16 protein-coding genes are annotated in these 23736 nt (G+C 67.2%); 5 read left to right on the top strand and 11 right to left on the bottom strand.

The genetic code is table 11. The features are described 5' to 3' along the window. Positions 1-511 precede the first annotated feature (511 nt). Positions 512-1117 (top strand): exopolysaccharide biosynthesis protein, encoded by a 606-nt coding sequence (locus tag ACP6CK_RS15640; RefSeq protein ID WP_426954228.1) that lies wholly within the window; start codon positions 512-514, stop codon positions 1115-1117. A 13-nt stretch (positions 1118-1130) separates the two neighbouring features. Next, positions 1131-1934 (top strand): hypothetical protein, encoded by an 804-nt coding sequence (locus ACP6CK_RS15635; RefSeq protein WP_426954227.1) that lies wholly within the window; start codon positions 1131-1133, stop codon positions 1932-1934. Positions 1935-2273: 339 nt separating this feature from the next. On the opposite strand, the gene ACP6CK_RS15630 is transcribed toward ACP6CK_RS15635, so the two are convergent. The 3 genes from ACP6CK_RS15630 to ACP6CK_RS15620 form a co-directional block, all read right to left on the bottom strand. Next, entirely contained in the window at positions 2274-5279 is a 3006-nt protein-coding gene (locus ACP6CK_RS15630) for a beta strand repeat-containing protein (protein WP_426954226.1), read from the bottom strand. Between the two features lie 672 nt (positions 5280-5951). After that, positions 5952-6281 carry a hypothetical protein gene (locus ACP6CK_RS15625; RefSeq protein WP_426954225.1) on the bottom strand — a complete coding sequence of 110 codons (330 nt, stop codon included), beginning with the start codon at positions 6279-6281 and terminating at the stop codon, positions 5952-5954. 227 nt (positions 6282-6508) lie between these two features. Further along, on the bottom strand, positions 6509-7486 hold the full coding sequence (locus ACP6CK_RS15620) for a Bug family tripartite tricarboxylate transporter substrate binding protein (RefSeq protein ID WP_426954224.1): 978 nt from the start codon (positions 7484-7486) through the stop codon (positions 6509-6511). 92 nt (positions 7487-7578) lie between these two features. Between ACP6CK_RS15620 and ACP6CK_RS15615 the strand changes: the two genes are divergently transcribed. Beyond that, entirely contained in the window at positions 7579-8508 is a 930-nt protein-coding gene (locus ACP6CK_RS15615) for a LysR substrate-binding domain-containing protein (RefSeq protein ID WP_426954223.1), read from the top strand. A gap of 40 nt (positions 8509-8548) precedes the next feature. On the opposite strand, the gene ACP6CK_RS15610 is transcribed toward ACP6CK_RS15615, so the two are convergent. The 6 genes from ACP6CK_RS15610 to ACP6CK_RS15585 form a co-directional block, all read right to left on the bottom strand. After that, positions 8549-9493 carry a hypothetical protein gene (locus ACP6CK_RS15610; RefSeq protein WP_426954222.1) on the bottom strand — a complete coding sequence of 315 codons (945 nt, stop codon included), beginning with the start codon at positions 9491-9493 and terminating at the stop codon, positions 8549-8551. A 174-nt stretch (positions 9494-9667) separates the two neighbouring features. After that, the gene (locus tag ACP6CK_RS15605) at positions 9668-10486 is read right to left on the bottom strand and encodes a YsnF/AvaK domain-containing protein (RefSeq protein ID WP_426954221.1); all 819 of its coding nucleotides are present in this window, start codon (positions 10484-10486) and stop codon (positions 9668-9670) included. Between the two features lie 566 nt (positions 10487-11052). Then, positions 11053-11967, bottom strand: coding sequence for a hypothetical protein (locus tag ACP6CK_RS15600; protein ID WP_426954220.1), 915 nt, complete (start codon positions 11965-11967; stop codon positions 11053-11055). Between the two features lie 843 nt (positions 11968-12810). After that, entirely contained in the window at positions 12811-14049 is a 1239-nt protein-coding gene (locus ACP6CK_RS15595; RefSeq protein ID WP_426954219.1) for an MFS transporter, read from the bottom strand. Then, positions 14046-14423 (bottom strand): hypothetical protein, encoded by a 378-nt coding sequence (locus ACP6CK_RS15590; RefSeq protein ID WP_426954218.1) that lies wholly within the window; start codon positions 14421-14423, stop codon positions 14046-14048. The genes ACP6CK_RS15595 and ACP6CK_RS15590 overlap by 4 nt, the downstream gene beginning before the upstream one ends. 1 nt (position 14424) lies before the next feature. Next, positions 14425-16680 carry a TonB-dependent receptor gene (locus tag ACP6CK_RS15585; protein WP_426954217.1) on the bottom strand — a complete coding sequence of 752 codons (2256 nt, stop codon included), beginning with the start codon at positions 16678-16680 and terminating at the stop codon, positions 14425-14427. 568 nt (positions 16681-17248) lie between these two features. Between ACP6CK_RS15585 and ACP6CK_RS15580 the strand changes: the two genes are divergently transcribed. Beyond that, positions 17249-18220: a Bug family tripartite tricarboxylate transporter substrate binding protein gene (locus tag ACP6CK_RS15580; protein WP_426954216.1), complete on the top strand. Its 972-nt coding sequence runs from the start codon at positions 17249-17251 to the stop codon at positions 18218-18220. Positions 18221-18615: 395 nt separating this feature from the next. Next, positions 18616-19380 (top strand): hypothetical protein, encoded by a 765-nt coding sequence (locus ACP6CK_RS15575; protein ID WP_426954215.1) that lies wholly within the window; start codon positions 18616-18618, stop codon positions 19378-19380. A 122-nt stretch (positions 19381-19502) separates the two neighbouring features. Here the strand turns inward: ACP6CK_RS15575 and ACP6CK_RS15570 are convergent, their stop codons facing one another. Together ACP6CK_RS15570 and ACP6CK_RS15565 are read right to left on the bottom strand one after the other, a co-directional pair. Beyond that, positions 19503-21044, bottom strand: coding sequence for a winged helix-turn-helix domain-containing protein (locus ACP6CK_RS15570; RefSeq protein WP_426954214.1), 1542 nt, complete (start codon positions 21042-21044; stop codon positions 19503-19505). 201 nt (positions 21045-21245) lie between these two features. Then, entirely contained in the window at positions 21246-23315 is a 2070-nt protein-coding gene (locus ACP6CK_RS15565) for a beta strand repeat-containing protein (protein WP_426954213.1), read from the bottom strand. Positions 23316-23736: the final 421 nt, after the last annotated feature.

Below are 23736 nucleotides of genomic sequence, written 5' to 3'. Positions count from 1 at the left end.
GCCGGTTGCCGCTCAGTGCCTGGCCACGTCGGGCCTAACCCGGTTCGTCCCACGCACCGCGGAAGTCCTCTTCTCACCTGCGGCTGCTCAAGAGCCTCCTGTCCCTGTTCGGCGAAGCTTGCCCTTCCGCTCCGCGCCCAGCTCGGTCATCAACCGTGGCCGTCGGCGGCCCAGGAGAAGTGGCCGCCTGGTCGACTGAAGAAGGCCGGATGACTTGACGCCGATGGCCTGCAGGTACCAGGCACGGCCACCTGGATCGTGGGCACTGTGGCCGTGACGATCCCACTCTCCGCTTTGGTGGATGTTTCGCCCTAGGGCAGAGAATGGGCCTCCGGCGAACTCCACCCGTCAGGAGAGTAACGCATCAGGTCGGCTTTGCAGCCTTCGCCGCTTCGTCACAGCGGAACTGTGGGCTGGTGGACCTGGACACGCAGATGAGGGCGGCAGCGGTCTCCCGGCCTTGGTAAGGCGTTCAGTCGGGTGACGGCTCGTCATCGGAGGCACCCCATCCTTGCAGACCGGACCCCAAGCGCGTCAGCCGACTTCCGTCATCCTCGAAGACCTGTTGCAGAGGGCGCCGCCCGAGCACGTCACGCTCGATTGGCTGCTCCGAGGCTTGGGAGACCGATCATTCGGGGTGCTTCTCCTGCTGCTGGCGCTTCTCGGCGCCCTGCCCGGCGTATCGGTTGCGGTCGGCCTCATCCTGCCCATCCCGGCTTATCAGATGCTGCGGGCCCATCCTGGGCCGGTCTTTCCTCGCGCGGTGGCGACGCGCCCGATCGCGTCCGGGCCGCTCGCCCGGCTCATCCGCGGCGTCGCCCCGGTCCTCCGCTTGCTGGAGAAGGTCGTCCACCCGCGGTGGACCACGCCCTTCGAGGCCACCAAGCGCGTGGTCGGCGCGGCCGTGCTACCCGTGAGCGTCGGCTTCTTCGTCCCACTCCCGCTGAGCAACATCCCACCCGCCCTGGTCGTCGCCCTGATCGCCTTCGCCTACCTCGAGCAAGATGGCCTGCTGCTCCTCGTGGGGCTTCTGACCGCGCTCGCTGTCCTGGCGGGCGCAGCGATTCTTGCCTGGGAGACGCTGAGCGCGACGGGCTGGGTGCCTGGCCTGCTCTAGGAGGACTTCTTCCGTGACGATCATCGTTTCCGTGAAGATCAACGACGGCGTGGTCCTGGCGGCAGACAGCGCCGGCACGATGGCCAGCGGGCAGATTTATGCCCACGCGAACAAGATCACGAACCTCTACGAGGGCCTGCCGATCGGCGCGATGTCCACCGGCGCGGGCGGCATCGCCAACGAGTCCGTCGAGACCCTGCTGAAGGACCTGCGGCGACGGCTCACCGGGCTCGATCGGGATCATGCCGACTGGCGACTGGACCCCGCGGCCTACACCTTGGAGGAGGTCGCGCAGCGGCTGCGGGCGTTCGTTTTCGAGGAGAAGGTCCTGGCCTCTACCGAGGGCACCAGTCTGCAGCTCCGGGTTTGCGGCTACTCCGCCGGGCGCCCCCTCGCCGAGGTGTGGGAGGTCAACATCACCGATCGTGCCTGCCCGGCCCCCCGCTGCATCATGGGCGAGGAAGGGTTCGGCGTGCTGTGGGACGGGCAGTACGAGGCACTCAACCGGCTCATCCTCGGGACCGGCTATGAGATCGGGGCGGCGCTCGCCCGGCATGGCATCCCCGAGGATCAGGCTCCGGCGCTGCAAGCCAATCTGGTCGGCGACCTTTATGCCACGCTCTCGGCGCCGGCGATGCCGATCCAGGACGCGATCGACCTCGCGCGCTTCCTCGTCGAGACAACAATCGGCTTCGTGCGCTTTGCGGTCTTCCTCCCCAAATCGGTCGGTGGAGCAGTGCAGATCGCCGCGATCACCAAGCACGAAGGCTTCCGCTGGGTGCAGCGCCCGGGCCTTCATGGCACGGAGTTCGGGTAGGCACCGGTGTGGCTGAGGCGAGCCCACGCATGGGCGTTGAGGCAATGCCGCGAACAGTGGCGATGACCACGCTGGAGAAGCCGGCCTGCTTCAGCCTGTGTCCACCACGCAGATCGCCTTCAACGACTGAGGATGAGGTGGAGGCGGGTCAGCGTGGTTAAGGAGCCGCCCTTTACTCAGAAGGGAAGTATGAGTCAGACGCCGACCTTGGCCGCGCCCCCGATCCCATCCACGTCCCACAAGGCCGGCCCATGTCGCTGCCGTCGTGATCCAACCCACCTCGGAAGGTTTTGGTGATGGCCGACAACGCTCCCGAGGCGATGCCAGCCGGGAGGGGGTCTACGCGACGATCGAGAAGTCGCTGGCGCTCAACGCCGGCATCGCCGTGAGGGTCGCGATCTGGACGGCGCCGCCGGCCCCAGTGCCATTGGCATCGTAGAAGAGAGCGCCGGTGGCGGTGTTGTAGATGAAGCGGTCGTCGGCATCGCCCGCCAGCCCCGTGGTGTTCGCCGCGAACTGGCCGACCGCCAGAGAACCAGCCGAGAGCCCACCGCCGAAGAGCGACGCGGAGACCTGCAGGCGGTCGGTCCCGCCGACGAAGTCGTTGATCACGTCTCGGTTGGCGGCCAGATTGGCCAGGACGAACGTGTCCGCACCGCTACCTCCGATGAGAATGTCCGTGCCAGCCCCGCCGTTCAATGTGTCTGCGCCGTTCGCGCCAGCCAGCACGTCGCCACCTCCACCGCCGTTGAGAACGTCATTGGCATTGGCACCGAAGAGCTGATTGGCCAACTCGTTGCCGGTCAGGGTCACGCCCCCGACACCAAGCGTAACCCGAAGCACCTCGATCTCGATCCCCGCCCCAAGGGTGAAGTTGACGGAAGAGAAGAGGGTGTCGTTACCCCCACCAGCCGCTTCCTGCACGCCGTCTCCGGCGCCAATGTAGTAGAGGTCGTCGCCGCCGCCGCCGGCCAGCGTGTCGGCACCCGCCCCGCCCCAGAGCTGGTTCGACAGTTCATTGCCAGTCAGCGCCAGGCCGGTGGACCCGGCATTGGCGATCAGAAACTCGATCTCCTGGCCCGCGCCGAGGGAGAAGTCCGAGGCTGCGTAGACGATGTCGGAACCGCCGCCAGCCGCCTCGATGACGGTGTCGGAGGTATTCACGTAGTAGACGTCGCCACTGGCGCCGCCGGCGAGGGTGTCGGCGCCGCCTGCGCCGGTAAGGCGGTTGTGGAACTCGTTGCCGGTCAGGGCCAGACCGGGAGAGCCGGCGAGGGCGGTGAGGAACTCGATCTCCTGCCCGGCGGTGAGGGTGAAGTCGACGGCGGTGTAGACGTTGTCGTTGCCGCCGCCCGCTGCCTCCCACACACTGTCGGCCGCATCCACGTAATAGGCGTCATTCCCGCTTCCGCCGATGAGACTGTCGGCGCCGCCATTGCCGACCAGGATATCCGCTCCGGCACCGGCATTCAGGGTATCGTTCCCACTTCCGCCATAAAGCTGATTGCTCAGCCCATTCGCGATCAACGACACACCGCCGGTCCCGGCAACGACACGCATCACCTCGACATCCTGGAGGGAAGAAAGGGTGTAGCTGGCCGAGGCATAGACGGTGTCGACACCGTCTCCGGATGCCTCGACGATCAGGTCCGATGCGGCGTCCACGTAGTACACGTCGCTCCCGACGCCGCCGGCCATCGTATCCGCGCCCGCGCCGCCATTCAGCGTGTCGTTGCCGTCCCGCCCAAACAGCCGCTCGGCGCCTCCCACGCCGGAGAGGCTATCGTTGAAATCGCCACCATAATTCGAGCCCCCGACCGCTGCCGTACGCGTTACGGCAGCCGTCGCCTCCCCGAACAACAGGTAGCTGCTACCGGCATCCTCTCGCCCGAGCGCATCGGCCTGAGGGGCGCCAACGATCAGGTCGTCGTAGCCGTCCCCATTGACGTCCCCCGCCGTCGATACGGAACGGCCGCTCAGGTCGTTGGCCGCTGCCCCATCGATCCGGAAGCCCTGTCCAGCAGAAAGGTGAGCCAGATCGACGTCCGTGAACCCGCCGGAGTGTCCGAATACCACGTAGCTGCTGCCGGCTCCGAAACGGCCGGACGGATCGGCCCCATAAGCGCCGACGATCAGGTCGTCGTAGCCGTCTCCGTTGACGTCCCCGGCCGACGCCACCGAGTAGCCACTCTGGTCATTCGTCGCCGCGCCCGTGATCCGGAAGCCCTGAGCGGCCGTGAGGTTGGCCAGGTCAATATTCGCGCCCTCCCCCGCATGTCCGAACAGGACGTAGCTGCTGCCCGCGCCGGCACGCCCGGACGGATCGGCCCCGTCTGCTCCGACGATCAGGTCATCATAGCCGTCGCCGTTCACATCCCCTGCGGAGGAGACGGAGCGGCCGCTCAGGTCGCCGGACACCGCCCCATCGATGCGGAAACCCTCAGTGCTGGTGAGGCTTCCCAGATCGATGTCCGCAAACCCTCCCGCCTGCCCGAACACGACATAGCTACTGCCGTTGATACTCCGCCCAGACGCATCGGCGGTCGGCGCCCCGATGATGAGATCGGCGAAGCCATCCCCGTTCACGTCCCCCGCCGAGGACACCGAGAAGCCGCTCTGGTCACCCGCAACCGCGCCATCGATGCGGAACCCCTGGGCGACCGTCAGGCCTGACAGATCGATGTCAGCGAAGCCATCTGCGCGCCCGAATAGGACGTAGCTGCTGCCAGCGCCGACCCGTCCTGCGGGATCGGCGCTGAAGGCTCCAACAATCAGATCGTCGTAGCCATCTCCATTGAGATCTCCTGCAGAGGATACGGAAATGCCGCTCTGATCGTCAGCCGTGGCGCCGCTGATGCGGAACCCCTCGGCGACGGTGAGGTCCGTCAGGTCGAGATCCGTGAAGCCACCGTCATAGCCGAGCACGACATAGCCAATTCCGGCAAAGTCCCGGCCAGAGGGGCCTGCAAATGGGGCTCCGACGATGAGGTCGGCGTAGCCGTCCCCGTTCACATCGCCGGCTGAGGACACGGAAAGGCCGCTCTGGCCACCGGCAATCTCGCCATCGATGCGAAAGCCTTGCGTCGAGGTCAGGCTCGCCAGGTCAATGTCCGTGAAACCTTCCGCGTGCCCGAAGACGACGTAGCTGCTGCCGGCACCGCTGCGGCCGGAGGGATCCGCCCCAGGCGCGCCGATGATGACCTCGTCGTAGCCATCTCCGTTCACGTCCCCGGCCCAGGAGACGGAAATTCCACTCTGGTCGCCGACTGATGCCCCGTTGATGCGGATCACGATGCTGTCCGCCGTCACGAGGGCGAGGTCGATCACTGAGGGAATGCCGGCCATGAAAATTCCTCGTTATGAGCTTTGAGAACAGGCGGATGAATGGTTAATTTTCTGCTTTACAGAACGGGTATCATACGAGGGCAATCTTCACTCGCCAGATGTATTTCGAGAACTTGGCCAGCTGCTTAGGAGTATTCCAACTTTTTGATGATATTATACAAGTGTTATATTTAACATTTGTTCAAAACATTTCTTGTTTCTGAACGCCATGTTCATGGCGCCGGCATTGCCGCGCCTAGAAACCGGAGCTCCCCAAACCACTGTTGCAACCCGGCGGTCCCACTGTAGCAGGGGTCATCGAGGCACCTGTTCTCCGCGACACCGCTGGCGCGCCTGGCCGCTGCGCACGGACCGGACAGAGGTCCTGCCGATGGCCTGTGAACACCACTGACGAACACAGGAGAACCTTCTGGCGCCATTGAGGCGTTCCGGTCCGCCCTGGCGCGGCCTGTGCAAGCCGGAGAGCGTTCGCGCGTCAGGACGGAGCTGGCAACGGGACCCAGTGCGTCGCGGAAATACCCGCGCCTGGCCCTTGGTATGTGATCGGCCGCCTGCCGTGCGCGACGCTTCCATCCGGGGTGACCGCGTACCAGTCGATCTCGGGCCACCGGTTCGCATCGGGAATGCGCCGGCTGAGTCGGGAAAGCCCCGCGTCGCACCCCGACGGTGGGGTCACCGCACGCGCTCCGCACCACGGCGCGCCGTCCCGGTCCGTGCGGCCTCGCAGGCATCGGCGGGCGGCCCGCTGCCGTGAAGCCAGTCCAGGCCATGGAAGAAGGGGGCTCCGGCAAGGCGCAGCGATCCGGTCCGGTCGAGCCCGTAGCGAAGCACGGCCGCAGTCTCGGGCTCGTCGAAGGTCAGGGTGAGGCAGACGAGCAGATCGGCGGCGTCGCCGGCCCGGTACGCGCGGAGGCTCCGAATGGTAGGGTCATCCGTCGGCCCATGGGGCAGGGAGGCGGCGAGATCCCACCGAACGAGGGCCAGAAGGCCGTGTGGATCCACCCGTTCCGCGGCGCGCGTGGGCTGACCTGTTCCGATCAACAGCGCAGCGGCCAGGGTTAGGCAGAGAGCAGCGCTCGCCATCATCGTGTCCCCTCGACAGGTATTTCGGGACCGTGGCAGGGAGCCCGTCAGTCACCCTGTTCTTGCTGGCATCGGGTGCCCTGCGCGGAAGCCCGTCGCAGGGCACGGCGCGATGGCCGGCGGGAACGTCACCGAGGCGCGCCGGCTCACCCGGCCCGGATGCCGGCCAGGCGGATGATCTCCGCGTAGCGGGCCGTTTCCGAAGCCACGAAGGCCGCGAACGCCTCAGGCGAGCCCGGCATCGGACTGCTCCCCAGCCGCGCCAGCTCTTGCCGGACCGCCTCGTCCGACAACGCCTCGTTCACCGCCGTGTTGAGCTGCGCGACCAGTTCCTCCGACGTGCCGCGCGGGACGCCGAGACCGAACCAGGACCCGCCCTCGTAGCCCGGCAGCGTCTCCGCCACGGTTGGGACTTCCGGCAGCACCTCGGCCCGGGCCGGACCCGTTGTGGCCAGTGGAATCAGGCGCCCCGCCCGGACATGCGGCATGGAAGAGGGTGCGGGATCGAACATCGCGTGCGCCCGCCCCTCCAGCAGGTCCGCCAGGGCCTGCGCCGAACCGGGATAGGGCACGAGCGTCAGCCGCACCCCCGCCACCTGCCCGAACAGCTCGATGGCCACATGCTGCGGCGTGCCTGTTCCCGCATAGGCGACCCGGAGAGCGCCGGGATTGGCGCGAGCATAGGCGATCAGCTCCGGCACCGACCGCACGGGGACGGAGGGATGTACCTCTACGATCAGCGGCACGCGTGCGATTCCCGCGACCGGGATGACATCACGGGCGAAGTCGAAGTCGAGCTCCGGGAAAAGCGTTGTGTTGATGGTGTTCACCGGCCCGCAGAGCAGCAGCGTTCCCCCGTCCGGCGCCGCGCGGACCACCTCCCGCGTCGCGTCGTTTCCGTTCGCCCCGACGCGGTTCTCCACCGCCACCGGCACGCCGATCCGGGTCGAGAGGGGCGCCGCGATGATTCGGGCCGCGATGTCGAGCGGACCGCCTGGCGGGAAGCCGACGACGATCCGCACGCGCTCCTTCGCATAGGCCCGGGCGCTACCCTGCCGCGGCAGCGCCAGCGAGAGCCCCGCCCCTGCCAAGCCCCGCAGGACCTCCCGTCGTCCGATCGCCATGTCGGCCTCCTCCCTGGAACTGCGACAGGGATAGGCGCCGCCCCGACGGATGAGCCATGCGGCATCGGGGGCATTTTCGATATGCTGCGCGTATGACACTGGACCTTCGGCAACTCCGCTACTTCGTCGCCGTCGCGGAGGAAGGGCATATCACCCGTGCCGCCGAGCGCCTCGGCATGGCCCAGCCGCCGCTGAGCCAGCAGATCAAGGCGCTGGAGGATCGGCTCGGGCTGCGCCTCTTTCACCGCAGGGCGCGCGGCGTGGAGTTGACCGAGGCGGGGGCGGCGCTCCTCGAGGAGGCCCGGATCATCCTCGCTCGGCTGGAGCAGGCCGAGCGCGCCGCCCTGAGCGCCGCGCGCGGGGAGCAGGGCCAGCTGCGCGTCGGCGTCGCGCCGACCGCGCCCTTCCACCCCTTCGTGCCCCGGGTTATCCGCACCTTCCGCGAGGCCTTTCCCGGCGTGACGGTCACGCTGGACGAATGCCTCAGCCGACAGGCCGTTGAGAGCCTGAGAGAGGCACGGCTGGACGTCGCCTTCGTGCGCGCGGAGATCGAGGACGCAGAGCTGACGCTTCACCGCATGATCCGCGAGCCGATGGTCGTCGCGCTGCCCGCGGCACATCCGCTGGCCGACGGCGGCGGCACGCCCCGCCCTCTCGCGGATTTCGCGCAGGACGCCTTCATCGCCTTTGCCCGGGTCGAAGGCCCTGGCATGTTCGACGCGACCGCCGCCGCCTGCCTCAAGGCCGGGTTCTCTCCGCGGATCGGACAGGAGGCCCCGCGCATTACGTCGACGCTCGGCCTCGTCGCGGCGGGTCTCGGCATCGCCCTCGTGCCGGATTCCATGCGCCGCGTTCAGATGGATGGCGTGGCCTACCTTGAGCTGCGGGAGGAGGACCGGCCGGCCGTTCCGCTCCATCTCGCGACGCGGCGGGGCCTGGGATCACCGGCGATGCGGAACTTTGTCGATCTCGTCAGGAAGGCCGCGCGGGAGGGGACCCGAGAGGGGGCGGCGCCGCCGTGACCCAGAGCAGATCACGGCGGCGCCGGTGAGGCGCCGCGATTCAGCGCGCCGGCGCGGTTCCCAGCGCGCGGCCCACCGCGGTACCAGGCGGGTTGCCCGGGGTGCCGTCCGGTCGCGGCGTTTCACCCTGCGCCCGATCCACCGCACGGCCAACGGCCGTGCTGGGAGGATTGCCAGGCGCGCCATCAGGCCGGTCGGCACCCGGATTGGCGCCGGTCGTGTTCGTACCCAGGGTGCGGTCCACGGCGCGGCCGACTGCCGTGCCAGGCGGATTGCCGGGCGTGCCATCGGCCCGCGGTGTCTCGCCCTGCGCCCGATCCACCGCGCGGCCCACTGCCGTGCTCGGGGGATTGCCCGGTGCGCCGTCCGGACGATCAGCCCCGGGATTGGCACCCGTCGCATTGGTCCCGAGAGTGCGATCCACGGCACGGCCGGCCGCGGTGCCGGGCGGGTTGCCGGGGGTGCCGTCAGCCCGCGGCGTCTCGCCTTGTGCCCGGTCCACGGCACGGCCCACCGCGGTGCCCGGCGGATTTCCCGGCGTCCCATCGCGCCCGGTTCCCTGGGGAGCGGTTGTCGCGCTGCGAGCCGGAGCCCCCGCCAGGGCCGCAGCACCGCTCACGACGTCGCCCTGATAGTCGAGTGCAACGTCAGTTGCCGCGCCATTTCGGCTGGCCCGCCCCCGCCAGATGCCCTGCTCGTCCTTGGTGAGGTCGGTCACATTGGTGAAACCCGCTGCCTCGATACGGCCGCGTGCCTGGCCCTCGGTGAAGCTGTTCGCGCCCGGCGTGAGTGCGGGCGCAGCCGCTTGCGGCGTGGTGGGGGCGGTAACAGGCGTGCTGGCTGCGGGCTGTCCGACGCGCGGCGCCGGATTGGTTGACGCCGGCGGCGCAGAGGCCGATCCGGCGGTGCCCTGAGCCATGCCCGGGCTCGCGAAGGACAGGACAACGGCGCTGAGCAGCGAGAGGTGGACAACTTGTCTCGTCATGGCTTCTTCCTTCCTGTGTTGGCGGCGACCGCGGTTCTGTTGGCAGATGCAGCGGCCTTCTCGGGCGGTTGTGTAAGCGGACAGTTTGGTTCTGAGGCTCGGATCCCCCTGGCTTCTGCGAGTCCAACGAGGAAGGCTGCTGCTGGCTGCCGCAGCCCTCCTCCGATGACCTGTTCAGGCACCCTTCGGCCGTAGCGGGCTTCCCGATACACCGGCTGCGCCGCTGCGTGTGTCCTCGACCTCGACTTCGGTGCGCCGGACCGTGTCGGAGATGGTCTGGGTGCGTTCCGTGACATCCTTGCGGATGACCAGCTCTTCCTTCACGCGCACGTCCTTGGCCACAACGGCTTCCTCGTCGTGCTCCACAGCCTCGATGGTGCGCTCACGGAAGGCGTCCTCCACTGCTGAGAGGGGAAGGTCGACTGCCCGGCGCTCCACATGGACCTGCTCGTCGCGCAGCGTCACTGCTTCCGAGACCGGCGTTTCGACCACGTAGGATCGGATGCGCACGCGTCCGTGCTCAACCTCACGCTTTCCGACATGGATCTGCTCCTCGACGATGGGGATGACCTCCTCCCCCTCCAGCCGCCCCGTCGCGGTGGCACTTGCCGTACCGGCCCCAGAGAGCCGCTCGGCGACGGTGCTGCCCATTGCGGCTGTCTGGGTCGATCCTTGGTAGCCGCGCCACCCGGCCGCCCGCCATTCAGCTTCGCGGGCGTCGAGGTCCACAGCCCCACTCTCTTCCAGCGCATCAGCGGCCAGGGTGAACTCATCGTCAGGAACCTTCGCGACGACAGCTGCTCCCCCGCGGCGGACACCCTCCTCCAGGAGGGCTAGGTCATTTGCCGGGAGCTGGAGCGTGTTCAGCTCTGTCGTGCCGGATCGCGTGTCGAAGACCTGCGCGCGCACGCCGCCAACCCGTTTGGCGAGTTCGAAGGATGCCTGCTCTGCTGCGTCGATCGTATCGAAGTAAGCAGTGACCGTTCGAGTCATCAGGATGCCTCCCGGATTTACAGTGGGAAGTGAGGGCCGTGGTTTCTGGGTCCGACCCCCAGCCGCACAGCCATCCTCCGCAGGTCACTGGGCCCTGCGGAACCCTGATCCGTGCTGACGCTGTAAAACGGACCGCCGCTGACTCAGTTGCCGCCCGCGGATGCGCGCTCAAGCACCCGAGCCACCATCGTGCGCGTCCAGGCAACTCATTCCTTAGAGGTAAGAATCCCAGGCTCATTCAACGCCCGCGCCAGCGCTGCCTGACCCACCACGCCCTCGCCTCGAAGCCGCTCAGCCTCCAGCGCCAGCCGATGCGCCGTCCCCTCGGGCCCGTCCCGACGTCCCTGGGCCGCTGACCGGGCATATGGGGGCACGAGGGCGACCTCCACCCTCTGTCCCCGCCCAGCACCGCCCCACGCCCCGTGCGGCGGCCAGCGCCGCCCTGGTCCGCTCCGAGATCAGCTCTCACTCCTTCAGAGCCGTCGCCGCATAGACCCGCATCATCAGGCCGTCCGCCCCCGGCCTGTTGGTACGGGACGACGAACGATGTGGGGCTAGCGATCGCCTCAGCGCGCCTGGATTGCGTCGAGCGTCCGCCGGCTGCGCTCGGTGATGGCCGCCGGGTTGAAGCCGCCACCCTCGACGGGCTGGGCCGGCTGATCGAGCCAGGCAGGCCGAACCGGGCAGAGTGAGGTCAGTTCGTGCACGGACGTGCTCGCCAGATAGGGGCGGCTGCTGGCACCGCGGCCTTCGTCCCACGCCCGGTGGGTCCAGGCCGCCTCGATGTAGGAGATCCTCTCCTCGACTGCCCCAGTCTCGATGTCGCGCGGATAACGGAGCGCAGGATCGCTGAGCACGATCGTGACCTCGGCGATAGCATAGGAGCCGGTCGGCCTTCCCGTCCTGCCACGATCAAAGTTGAGACCGCGGGCGTTCGATTGCCCGAGGAGGGCGGGTCCTGGGAGGCCGACCTCTCGGGCATCCAGGGCATAGACGAACACCTCTCCGCGTGACGTGCCCGGCACGCCAGGCGGACGTCCGCCCGGGTCGTTAGCCGGCATGGGGCGAAATGCGGCGCCAGGACGCGGCGGCACGCTGCTCTGCCGGAGCAGGACTGCCTTATGGGCCCGCATCTGCGCGTGCATGGCCATGATCCGGGCCTCCATCCCCGGCCCGGTCTGCCGGGCAAGGGCATCGATGCGCCCCCGGAGCAGGCCTGAGAAGCACTGCCCCGGACTGTCGGCCCGCCCGCAGCTCCCCCCGCCGATCTGGCGCGCGGCCTCAACGCCAGAGATCAGGTGCCGGAAGGAGGCCGCGTCGGTGGTGCCCAGTGCGCATGTGTCGGACGCAGCAGGGCGGTTCCCGGACGAGCGTGCCTTGTAGAACTGGGACGAGATGGCCCCGACCAGCAAAGGCCCGCCGAGGACCAACGCCTGCAGGCATGGCCACCACCAGCCGTCACTTTCCCCCGCTTCCGACATCCTGGTGCTCCGCCGCGCGACGTTGTCGGGCGGATGTACCCCTCAAGACGTCTCGATGATGTCTCGTCAGCGCTCCAGAGACGTCGTGCCTGTCGCGCCGACGCCTCCCGCCGCCGCTTCCAGCACACGTGCGACCGCCGTCTGCGTCCGGGCACCTCGCCCGGTCGGCGTCGGCACGCCCCTCTCGTTTAACGTGCGACGGCTCAGGGCCGCGCGGAAAGGTTCCATCGCTGTCGCGCCGCTCAGGGCAGGCCTGATCGGCGTCCCAGGCCACCAGCATCGCCCCGGCGCCGTCGCGCCGGGAGAGGCGCCCTGGAGCCTGTGTGGGCGCCTCCTGGCCGACTTTGGCGAACAGGGGCATCGTGCGCCGCAGAGCCCTCTTGCCCGCTTGTAGCCCTTTCCGCCCTCCGTCTCGACACTGAGGCCCGCAGCCCGGCCAGGGTGGCCCGTAGCGCCAATGAGGTGCCGCCCTCCTCGCGCCGCCAGCCCATGTCGCGGTGCTCGGCCGGAGCGGCGGTATCCTCCACCAGCCCCGCCTTGAGCGCACTGCGCACCACCGCGTTGCGGGCGGAAGCCGCGAGGTGGTCCGTTGCCTTCGCAGACCGAGCGGGTGCTGACTGGCCTGGCCCAGCACCAAGCTCTGCGTGCCGGAGAGAGTCATCGTCGCGTTCCGCGTTCCGGACCCGATCAGTCGCGTCCTATGGCCCGAAGCCCCGCCGCGTGAGGGGACGGGGCACAGCCGACGATGCCGGGTGCGTCCTGACCCTTCGCTCTGTTCGGAGTGGAAGCCAAGCAGGTCATCGGCGCACCACAGAATTGCCTCCACCCATCCTGGCCAGAGGCTCAGCGCTTTCGGGATACCGACGTCCTCGATGCACTCACCTGTCGCAGCAAGACTACGGTGGCCACAACGGCAACGCCGGATAGGGCGGTGGAAAGGCCAAACAGCACGGGATAGCCGAGCACGTCCGCTATTTTCCCCGAGACGAGCGAGCCGACGAGGTAGACAACGAGCTGGGCGCAAGCGAGGACGGTGAAATCGGTGCCGGGCTGATCGGAAGAGCTCACGGCCATGAAGAGGCTGTAAAGCGCCACGATCTCCATGTAGCGGATGAGGGTTTGGAAGCCGGCGGCACCGAAGAGCGGCCACATTCCGAGCAACGTGCCGCTCGCGTGCAGGGTGAAGAGCAGAAAGCACAGCGTCCGCATCCCACCGAGGAGAGAGAGAGTGGTCGCGACACCGGATCGGCGCACCAGCACGGCCGCGATGGCCGAGCCGCCGAGGCCGACCGTCGCCGCGGAGAGGCCGGAGATGTATCCGATGACGTGGAGCGGCACACCCGCATCCACAAGGTAAGGTCCCTCCATCGCTTTCACCAAGCCCTCACTGGCCCGGTAAACGAGAGCAATCCAGAGGATCATCCGTGCCTCCGGCCGGGACAGGAAGGCGCGGAGCGAAGGACGCGTCGCTTGCTCCAGAGAACCGGGCGGGGGCTCGCGCATGGCAAAGGCAGAGAGCAGCGGCAGGAGGGAGACGGCGGCGATCGTCAGCAGCATCACCTGCCAGCCGAAGTGGCGGTAGAGAACGAGGCCCATCGTGCCGCCGATGACCACGCCCGCGGCGACGGCGCCGCCCTGGATCGCATTACCGATCCCGCGATCGGCTTCGGGCAGATGCTTCGCGGCGTAGCCGTCCGTCGCGATGTCCTGGGTGGAGACGAGGACCGAGGCGATGAAGCCGATGCAGAGGATGCCGACGACGTCTGCGGGCCCGACGGCCAGCAGCGCAAGGATGCAGAGCACCGTGCCCGATTGCGTCAGGATCACCCAACCAGCGCGATGGGCGCGGGCAAAGGGGCGGATGCGGTCCACCATCGGTGCCCAGAGGAACTTCAGGACAAGCGGCAGGAAGAGAATGCTGAAGTAGCCGATCGCGGTGCGCGACACTCCCGCTTCCCGCATGATGGGCGGGATGGCGGCGACCAGCAGGTAGGACGGGATCGCCTGGGCGATGTAGAGACCGGCGAGGACGGCGAAGAGCCGCATCCGGTCCCCTGGCGCGACGAGGGCAGCGGCGCTCATGCGGCGCGGCCCGGCGCATGGGGCGCCAGGAAGGCGCGGCCCTCCGCCTCGACTTCATAGACACCGACGGGGAACGTCCAGAGCTTCCCGAAGACCTCCGCGGAGCGGGCGGGATCGCCAGGGCGGACGATCGCGAGGGCACGGCAGATCGCGTTCAGATGCGCGCGTGTTGCCTTGAACCACAGCGCGCTTTCTCGGTCCGCGGCGGGGGAGAGCTTCCCTCGCGCCGTGAACACCGTCAGGAGCGCGAAGGGGCGGTCGCGCTCCCCGATACGGCGGAGGGCGGCGAGGTAGTCAGCCTCGTCGCCGGGGGCGTCGGGCGGGGCGAAGCGCAGGGTGACAATTCCGCTCGGCTCGTCCTCTAGTATCACCATCTCAGAAACTCCGGCGGTAGCCGATGGTGACGGTGCGGCCGTACGCCTCCACCGGCAGGTTGCGGACCGAGGTCGCGGTGGGGTTCTGGTAGGCGGCGTCGAAGAGGTTCTCCACCGCGCCGTAGACCTCCCCACCGAGGACCGGCGTGCCGACCGCGAGGTTCATCGTAGCGCCGGCGCGGATCTTGTAGCGCTGGCCCGCGGTGTTGATGGACTCGTTGCGCCCGGTGAAGCCGATGCCCTCCACGCGCACCGTCGTCCCCTCCTCGAAGCGGTAGGTGCCGCTGAGCACGGCGCGCCAGGGATTGGCGATGCGGTTGTTGGGCAGGCTGCTTTCCCGCGAGCCGTTGCTGTCGGAGTCGTACTTGCCCTCCCGGTAGGCGACGAGGCCGGCGAGGGTGAAGCGCGGCGTCACGGCGTAGGAGCCGTTCAGCTCCGCGCCATAGATGATCTCCGCCTGCTGAGAGATGAGGTTCGTCGCGGGGTCGAAGGTTACGCCCTGGTCGGAGGTGCTGATGAAGCCCACCAGGCCCGCGGTGAAGCGGGCCCCGCGGTGGCGGATGCCGAGCTCGTAGCTGTCCACGATCTGGGCATCGGGACCAATGCTGGAGTAGCTGACGGTGGTGCCGGGGCGCAGGCAGTTCGGGGTCGTGACGGCACAGGCGAAGGCGGTGGAGAGGCCGGCACGGCGGGTGAAGGAGCCGACATCGGGCAGCGCGAAGCCCTGGGAGAAGCCGCCGTAGATCTCAGTGCCCTCCTGGACGCGGATCGTAGCACCGAGGTTGTAGGTGAAGGCGTCGTAGTTGAAGCTGCCGCCGGTCACGCGCAGGGGCGGCAGCACGAAGGGCCGCAACGCCGTGCCGACCTGCTGGGCAGTGTAAGCGGCCGGGCGGGTGAAGTCGTCCACGTCCAGGGCGAAGTGCTCGTACCGGATGCCGCCTCGGAACGTCACGGGGCCGATCGGTACCTGGAGCTGGCCGAAGGCGGCCAGCGTCGTCTGCTCCAGCGGCGTGAAGACGTCCTGGCCAGAGGTGAGAACCTGGTGCGTGCGCTCCCGCCCGATGTCGCCGCCCCAGGTGAAGAGCGAGCCGGGGAGGAAGGAACCCAGCAGCGGGTCCAGGCGCGTGTCCACGGTGATGTTCACCCCGTAGCGCTCGGACAACAGGCGGGTCTGGTTCGCCGGGCTAGTCGGGGAATTGGGGTTTCCGGAGTAGTAGACGACGCTGTTGGCGGGGAAGGAGAACTCGGAGAAATTGAAGCGTTTGTCCACGTTGTTATAGAAGCCGACGAGCGAGAGGCTGCCGAGCGCGAAATCGCTATCGGTGTAGCGGGCGGAAAAGGATTCGGTACGCTCCCGCACGCTCGGTGCATCATAGGTGCGACCGAAGTTGGGGCGGGCGACGCGGCCGGAATAGTCGGTCAGGTAGTCGGGCGTCTGCTCCAGGCGGATGGCCATGGCCGTCACCTCGAAGCGGCGGGCACCATCGAGGTTGTAGCCGAAGCGGGCGAAGAGGTTGCCGGTCTCGGTGCGGTCGGCGCCGCCCTGGCCGAGCAGCGCGTCCGAGGGGGCCTCGCGCCCGTTGCCGTCATAGGCGCGGCCCGTGCCGCGGCCGCTGATGACGCCGCTGTAATCGAAGGGGCCGGTGCGGCCCTGCAGGCCGAGAGAAAGTTCAGGTGAGAGCGAGCGGCCGGGATTAGCGGTGAAGGCGCGCACCGCGCCGTTGGCGGTGACACGCACGCCATCCTCGGTCGGGCGGCGGGTGATGATGTTGATCGTGCCGCCCGTAGCCCCGGCGCCGTACAGGGAGGACGCTCCGGCCACGGTTTCGATCCGCTCCACCGCGTTCAGGTCGAGGAGCGCAAGGATGCGGGACACGTCGCGTAGCGGCGTGTTCAGCGGCACGCCATCCAGCAGCACGAGGGCATCGCGGCCCCGGAAGCCCTCGGAGGCGCCGGAAATCGTGCCGTTTGTCACCGTGTAGCCGGGAACGAGGCGAGCGATGGCGTCGGCCGGGCTGGGAGAAAGGGTGATCTGGCGCTCAATCTCTGCGCGATCGATCACCTGGACGGTCTGGGGAACGTCCTCGATCGCACGGGGGGCACGAGTGGCCGTGACGGTGAGTTCCGGCAACGCAATGGCCGTGCCGGCACCGGAATCCGGGGTTAGGACGGGGGACTGGGCGCGGGCGGATGTGATGGGGAGGAGCACGGCCAGCAAGCCCGCCGAGGCGAGGGGGCGGGCGGCGACGGGTAGCATGGCGAGTTCTCTCCGGGACGAACTGTCACGGCGCCGTTACTTATTATGCGAATGAGTCGCAATATGATGATCGAGAATTTCGATAGCGCGGCACTTGGGACGAGCGTGTTGTTGCCACGGAACCACAGTTCGCTAAGGGGTGCCCGACCGAACTCTCAAGCCTCAAGGCCGCTCGTCGCCTCCTCATCACCTCATTGCCCTTACGCTTCAAAGTGCTCCGGGTTGTCCACTTCGGAGGACAGCCGGGAACTCGTCGGGCGCCTTCGCCAGTGCCGGCAGGTGCTGGCTCACATGGCTTGGGTAGCGGCCTCTGCGTGTCGGATAGGGTCATGGGCTAGAATCCAGTCCCGATCGACCGGGTCCTACGACCTGAAGCCCTGCCGTGTACGGGCGGGGTGGCGGCTCAAGGTCGCCGGCCGGCCCTGACGTTTCGCTCCGTTGGAAGCAACAGCCAAGCAGATTGGTCGGCGTCGAGAGCCTCCTGATCCAGAGGAGAGCGTGCCTTGGGTGGCGAATCACCTCGGAACGAAATACGGGTGGCCCGAACGAGCTCAGGGAGGACGCAAGGATGCTGAACCGGCGTGCACTGGCGGGCGCCATCTTGGCGATGCCCACGATCGCTCGCGCCCAGGGGACATGGCCCACCCGCAGCGTGACGGTGATCGTACCCTGGGCGGCGGGCGGTTCCACAGATTTCCTGGCCCGCGTCCTGTGTCAGCGCCTCTCGTCAGACCTTGGCCAAACCTTCGTCGTGGAGAACCGGCCAGGTGCGGCAGGAACGGTCGGGCACGCAGCCGTGTCTCGTGCCCGGCCGGACGGATACACGCTCCTGATCGGGGCGAACGGGACCTACGCGATGGCTCCTCACCTCTACAGCAATCTTGGCTATGACACGGTGACCGGCTTCTCACCGGTGGGCTTGCTTGCGCGCACGCCGATCTTCTTCGGGGCTCACCCGGGGAAGGTACCTGGCGGCATGGCCGATTTTGTCGCCATGGCACGGGCCGAGCCGGGAAAGATCGCCTACGCCTCCTCTGGCGCAGGGTCGTCTGCCCACCTCGCAGCGGAGTTGCTGGCGATCATGGCCGGTGTCGAACTCCTTCACGTGCCCTACCGCGGAGGCGGGCCTGCCGCTGCCGCCCTCATCGCGGGGGAAGTTGCTATGGGGCCGACGGATGCTCCAACTGCTCTCCCTATGATGCGTGGGGGGCAGATCAAGGCGCTTGGGGTGGGTAATCCACAGCGCACGAGCCAGGCTCCGGACGTGCCGACGATCGCGGAGACGATGCCCGAGCTTGCAGGATTCGAGTGCGCGGCCGAGTTCTGCATGCTGGCGCCGCCCGGCACGCCCCAGGAGATCGTGTTCCGCCTGCACAGCGCCGTTGTTACAGCACTGCGAAATCCGGACGTGGCGACCAAGCTGACAGAAGGGGCCATGGAGCCGGTCGGTGAGGCGCCGGCAGACTGGGCACCATACCTACAGCGCGAACTCGACAAATGGGGCAACGTCATCCGCACCCGCGGTATCCGCCCGAGCTGATCACGAGATGTGGCCTCACCGCGTGGTCAGACGGTCCTGATGGCGCAATTCAGGGGCTAATGGGGGATGCGGGCGGCGACCAGTCGCTCCCATCTCTCATCTGTCGATCGCCCTACGGCCTCCGGCTGTAGATCGTCACATCATCCCTCATGCCAGAAGGCCACGAGCGTCCTCAGCTCGCGATCACACTTCCTCAGCAAAGGGGTGAGCTGCGATGTTGTGCGGATATGGTCAATCGTGGCTTCTGTCGTGTCCGTCGCGTTGCCGAACGACTTCCGAATGATGCTTCGCCAGAGTTTGGGCCATTTTCGGTGCGTCTTCAGGACTTGGGACCACCGTTCCTGTCACTCCTCCTCCGCGCCGCTCGGGGCGGCCACAACGAGAGGAGACTACAGATGTTCGGTGGCTTTTCGACCAGCTCCGCGTCCGCGGCCGGTTCGGCAACCTCCACCTTCTCGTCCGCTGCCAGCGTCAACCAGGCACGGGCACTCCACGGCGGTCATCAAGCCTTGGGGATCGCGGGGCGCCTTCCCGTGGCGATGCTCGGCACCCATCGAGGGGCGGCCAATTATGATCGGGACGCCCGGCCGGGGGACGTCTTTATCCAGATTGCCCCCGGCGGCTTTATCGGTCACTGCAACATCATCAGTCCCGATCGTACCTACAAGATCGACTCGATGGACCCGGATGGGGTTCGCAAAGTGCGGCTCTCGTCAGACAGGAAGCCCGCAATCGTCTTCCGCTTCTTCGACCGGGATGTCGCCCTGCGCGCCGCAAACCTCGCCCTGGGTTGGGCCCCAGAGAGGGATTACCATCCAATCCTTAATCCTGAGCCCGAGGCACGGGTCCAATATTCCAACGGCGCAATCGGTCTCGGCGTGACGGCGCGCGTGGTTCACAACATCATGGGCTCGAGCAAGTTCGGGAAGGGTGCCCAAGGCCGACTGCTAAAGTATCGTGGGCGTGCAAACATGTCGCCCAAGAACATGATCTGCTCAGAGCTGTGCGTACTCGCCTTCCAGCTTGCCATGCCGGAAGGTGCTCCCGGCTTTCCCATGCTGGACGCCAAGCACACCTCGCCGATCATCCTCTACAACTACCTGACAGGGCCTGGACAGGCGCACTGGAAGGTCGTCGGGCAGCGCAATATCAACGGCTGAAGCGAAGAGCACACCGGCCGCCTTGCGTTGAGGCACAAGTCCGGGGGGCTTGTTGAAGGCGCGCTGGCACAGCAGTGCGCCACTTACCCCCTGGAGGAGCGCCGCCCGAAGCGGCAGCGGACCTAGGCTGCACTGTGTAGCCCGGCAACCCCGAAAGCGACCTTGAAGCGGGCAAGGTCCTCTTCCCGACGAAAGAACCAGAGGCCCGTGTGATTACATGGTACCCAATCTGGCCTCAACCTTACGACGTCCTGCATCGTCTCTCTCGCCTCCTGCAGCCGTCCCGCCTCGACCAGCGCGACGACGAGGGAATGGAGACAGGGCGCGTAGTCCGGCAGGCGTACGGCGCACCAGCGAAGGTCGGGCAGGGCCTCCTCGACTTTGCCCGCCAGGAGCAGCGCCCGTCCGTGCACGGCACGCATCGGCGGTGGGCAGAGCGGGTCGAGCAGCAGCGCCTCGCGCATAACCGCCTCGGCCTCTTCTGCGTGGCCGGCATGCATGAGGACCTCCGCGCAGGTGGAGCGACTGGCAGAGTGGGCAGGCCGGCCGCTCGCCAGCGCAGCCCGCGCCGTCTCGACCGCCCCCTCCCAGCGCTGGTGGAGCATCAGCGCGAAGGCGAGACGGCTGAGGCAGAGGGGAGAATCCGGCTCCAGCTGGACTGCCCGGCGAGCCAGGGAGAGGGCTAGGTCGCGTGCCGCCTGCCCCGTCGGAGCTCCCCATCCATGGGTGATCGCTCGGTGCACGGTATAGGCCTGCCAAGCATGGGCCGTCGCATAGTTTGGGTCGGCGGCAATGGCCCGGTCGAAGAACTCGCGGGCGAGGAGCGTTTCGGCCTCGGTTCCACGCTGGTGGTGATCCTTGCCCATCAGGCAGAGCTCACGTGCCGTGCGCTCCTCCATCGGCTTCGAGACCGCACGCCGCAGGCTCGCCAGCTCAATCTGCCGGCTGACATGGGATCCCAGGAGCTGCAGGACCGGCTCCGGCACGCCATGTGATCCGTCCTCCGGCCAGTCCAGCCGCTCGGCCCAGAGGGCAGCACCGCGGGCATCCTCCAGTCGGACGGTGGCATGCCATTGCGGCCCGGCGGCCCGAAGCGCGCCGTGCAGCCGGTAGTCGATCGGCCTTCCCGCGTCGGTCGCGGCCATCACCTGCAGGCCGCCGAAGCGAGCGAAGGCGGCGATCAACTCCTCGGTCAGCGCCGCCGCGACGCGTATCCCTTCCGGGTCAGAATCCGTGCTCTCGACGGGATGGACGAACACGGTGTCGCGTCGGAGCGCAGCGAGGTTGTGGCTGGCAGACGACGAAGCGGCAACTGAAGCCGCAGCGGGCGTGGGGGACTCTCGCTGCACTTCGGCTGTGAACACATAGCCGCGGCGTGGCAGGGTCCGCAGTACGTAGGGCGCCCGATCACCGAGAGCTGCTCGCAGGTCGCTAACACACTGGGTCAGACTGTCGTCGGTGACGATCACGTCGGGCCAGAGCGCGTCCAGCAACTCGTCACGCCGGAGCAGCCGTCCCGGGTGGTCCAGCAGATGGCAGAGCAGCGCGAACGCCTTCGGCCGCAGGACATGCTCCGCATTCCCCGGTCCCCGCAGCGTGCCGCGTGCAGGATCCAGAGAAAAAGCGTCGAACTTACAAGGGGCAAAGTGCCCTTCCGGCTGCATCCTCTGTACCTCCGGCGAGCTACGGTGAATGAAGTCCGAAAGACTTCCGAAAGCGAGGATTGCACAACTTTCAGCGGATTTCACCCTGTCTTCAGGGCTTGGCTCCTCCACAAGCCGCTAGGGCCTCTCCAGTCTTTACCCGACCGGCGCGGCTCCGAAGAGTAGCACCGGCCCTGCAGCAACCGCAGGCGCGATACCGGGTTAGGCCAGCGCGAGGATCGAGAGGTCGCTCGCGACGAGGGTCGGTGCCCCCGTCAACGTCGCGATCTGGATCCGCGCATCGGAGCCCGTGCCGTCCGCATCGAAGAAGAGCTGGCCGGTCACCGTGTTGTAGATCAGGCGGTCGTCGGCATCACCCGCCAACCCCGTCCCGTTGGCCACGAACTGCTCCGCGGCGAGGACACCTGGCAGAAGGCCACCAGCGCCATTCGCCGTCACCCAGAGCCGGTCGGTCCCGCTCACGAAGTCGCTGACCACGTCCCTGTCGGCACCGACGATGCTCAGCATGAAGGTATCCGCCCCGGCCCCACCGATCAGGACGTCGACCCCAGCCCCGCCATTCAGCGTATCAGCTCCCAGACCGCCGGCGAGCACGTCACCGCCACCGCCGCCGCTCAGGATGTCGGCTCCGGATGCGCCATAGATCTGGTTGGCCAGATCGTTGCCGGTGAGCGTCAGCCCCGCCGAGCCCGCGACGGCCCGGAGCATCTCCACCTCCTCACCCGCGGCAAGGTTGAAGTTCGCGGAGGCATAGACCACGTCGAAGCCGCCCCCGGCCGCTTCATGCACCGTATCCAGTCCATCCACATAGAAGACATCGTCTCCCGCTCCACCGGTCAGGTCGTCCGCACCGGCATTGCCGGTCAGGATGTCCGCGCCACCACCGCCGTTCAGCGTGTCATTGCCAGCATCGCCATAGATGCGGTTGACCAACTCGTTGCCGGTCAGCGCCAAGCCCGCCGAGCCCGCCAGAACGCGCAGCGCCTCGACGTCCTCGCCCGCACCCAGCGTGAAGCTCGCGGAGGCGTAGACCGTGTCGAAGCCGCCGCCCACCGCCTCGTGTACCGCGTCGCCGGTATCCACGTAGAAGACGTCGTTCCCCGCCCCTCCGGTCAGGTCGTCGGTGCCGCCGCGGCCGATCAGGACGTCGCTGCCATCTCCTCCGTTCAGCGTATCATCCCCGGACGCGCCGTAGATCTCGTTCGCCCGTTCATTGCCCGTCAGCGCGACGCCGACCGCGCCCGCCTGGACCCGGAGTTGCTCGACTTCCTGCCCGGCCGCCAGCGTAAAGCTGCCCGAGGCAAAGACGACGTCGTAGCCATCACCGGCGCCTTCGATCACCTGATCGGACGCGCTGTCCACGTAATAGAAATCGTTGCCCGCACCACCAGTGAGCGTGTCGTTACCGGCACCGCCGTTCAGGATGTTGGCTTCGCTGTTGCCGGTCAGGTTGTCGTCATGAGCACTGCCGAGGAGATTTACAATGGCGTTGAAGTTAAAGTCGCCTTCCGCGTCGCCGCCGGATCCAGTTGCTGTCGTTAGGTTGACTGTAACAGCTGCGCTTGAATGCTCGTAGCTGGCCGTATCTCCCCCACCCCCGCCGTTAATGTAATCCGCGCCAGCGCCGCCCTCGATAACGTTCGCGTTGGCATCGCCGACAATTACATCACCCCCAGAACTCCCGCGGATATTCTCGATAGAGGTAAAGCTATCGCCAGCGGCATCGCCTACCAGAAAACCTACGGAAGCGGGATCAAGGTAGACCCTTACGCCGGAAAGGCCCGTGTGTTCGTAGCTGACCGTATCGATACCATCACCGCCATCGAAGGCATCGCCGCCTGCGCCACCCTCCAGCACGTCGTCGCCATCTCCACCGGTCAGGCTATCGACACCGTCACCTCCGGTTAGGATGTCGTCGCCGCGCTCGCCGGTCAGGGTGTCGTTCCCAACCCCTCCTGTCAGTTGATCACCGAAAATCCCGCCATAGAACTCGGCCGTTCCGGTTCCGCCCGAGAAGTCGAGAAGAAGCCCGACTTGTCCAACGATTAAATTGGTTGTCCCGTCGGACTGAAAAATGGTGGCATAAGTCCCGTCATTGTTCGTTGCATACATAATCGGGCTGTTAAACAAGCCGAACCGAGCAGCCGAAGCAACTGCCACGTTGGCAGTTGGATTGAGAAAGGAAGTGAGCGGGCTGCCGCCACGAATGATGTCGGCGCTATTGGTCGGATCATAGTCGCCGCCTAAAGTGTAACGATAGCTCTGTGGCATAGATTGTCCTCGCAGGGGCTCGTCCTAAAGCACTGCGAGTGAACTGTTTTATGGACCAGAACTCAAGCCACGGCGACACTGACGTTAACGGCGCGCCGGCATGGAGATTGCCCGCGCTGAAGCCGTTCCATTGGCTGAGCCACTAAAGACTGAGCTGTGCGGGCCCTGCTATCTCAGAAAATGATGAGGCCGGCGCCGGGCGTCAGGGCGCCGGGCCCGCATGTCTATGGAAGCTGCTGCGCCGTGTAGGCAACCGTCGTCGCCAGCGTGGCTAGTAACAGGGCTGTCGCCCAAAGGATGGATTGCATTCGGCCTCTCCGCGCCAGTTCGGACGTTGTAACGCGCTACCAGCCGACGGCGGCTGGTCGCAGTGGGGTTGAGTGAGGTTGATCCCGCTTGGCTTCCACGCTGAGCAGAGCGA

It is taken from the genome of Muricoccus radiodurans (assembly GCF_050154705.1).
Lineage (GTDB): Bacteria > Pseudomonadota > Alphaproteobacteria > Acetobacterales > Acetobacteraceae > Roseomonas > Roseomonas radiodurans.
The sequence above is the reverse complement of the archived record's forward strand: the minus strand, read 5'-3'. Positions and strand labels throughout refer to the sequence as shown.